This window comes from Vibrio sp. Vb0888, assembly GCF_033338835.1.
Lineage (GTDB): Bacteria > Pseudomonadota > Gammaproteobacteria > Enterobacterales > Vibrionaceae > Vibrio > Vibrio alginolyticus.
In genome coordinates, this window is the sequence record NZ_JAWOTL010000271.1 from 1 (window position 1) to 1109 (window position 1109).

At 47.8% G+C, this 1109-nt stretch carries 1 protein-coding gene; it reads left to right on the forward strand.

What is annotated here, in order from left to right; genetic code table 11:
* A partial coding sequence (thiH, locus tag R7P72_RS25560; protein WP_318111032.1) for a 2-iminoacetate synthase ThiH occupies positions 1-1109 on the forward strand: 1109 nt, incomplete at both ends.

The window sequence follows — 1109 nt, forward strand, 5'->3', positions numbered from 1 at the left end:
GCTTTTATGATCGCTTTCAGCAGCTCGATTGGGATGACATCTCCATGTCGATTTATGCCAAAACGGCGCAGGATGTGGAAAGGGCGCTAGCAAAACCCAAACGAGATTTGGAAGATTTTAAAGCGTTGATTTCTCCTGCAGCTGAACCGTACTTAGAGCAGATGGCAAAGATTTCTTATTCGCTGACGCGTAAGCGTTTTGGCAACACTATGTCGCTGTATATCCCGCTGTACCTCTCTAATCTTTGCGCCAACGCTTGTACCTATTGTGGCTTCTCTATGGAGAACCGCATAAAGCGAAGAACGCTGAATAGGGACGAAGTTGAGGCGGAGATTGGTGCGATTAAGCGAATGAAGTTTGACAGCGTATTACTGGTAACGGGTGAGCATGAGACCAAAGTTGGGATGAAATACTTTCGCGAAATGGTGCCAATTATCAAGCAGCGATTTAACTATTTAGCGATGGAAGTCCAACCGTTGGATCAGGACGAATACGCCGAGCTCAAAACATTGGGCCTTGATGCGGTGATGGTGTATCAAGAAACCTATCATCCTAAAACATATGCTCAGCATCATTTACGTGGCAATAAAATGGATTTCCGATACCGGCTTGAAACGCCTGATAGGTTGGCAAAGGCGGGGATCGACAAAATCGGTATTGGCGCTTTGATTGGTTTGGAAGAGTGGCGCACCGACTGCTTTTTTGCTGCTGCGCATCTGGATTACCTGGAGCGTACTTATTGGCAATCGCGTTATTCGATTTCTTTTCCTCGTTTACGCCCTTGTGCCGGTAATGCACCTGCGTCGGGATTACAACCGAAATCTGTCATGACGGATAAGCAGTTGGTGCAATTGATTTGCGCCTATCGGCTGTTTAATCCGGAAGTGGAGTTGTCATTGTCGACGCGCGAATCACCTCAGTTTCGCGACAATGTATTACCGTTAGGCATTACGAGTATGTCTGCGGCATCGAAAACACAACCCGGTGGTTATGCGACCGAAGAGGTGGAACTGGAACAGTTCGAAATCAGTGACGAGCGTAGCGCGGCATCGGTAGAAGACATGATCAGAGCGAAAGGTTTCGACCCAGTCTGGCGTGATTGGCACTCA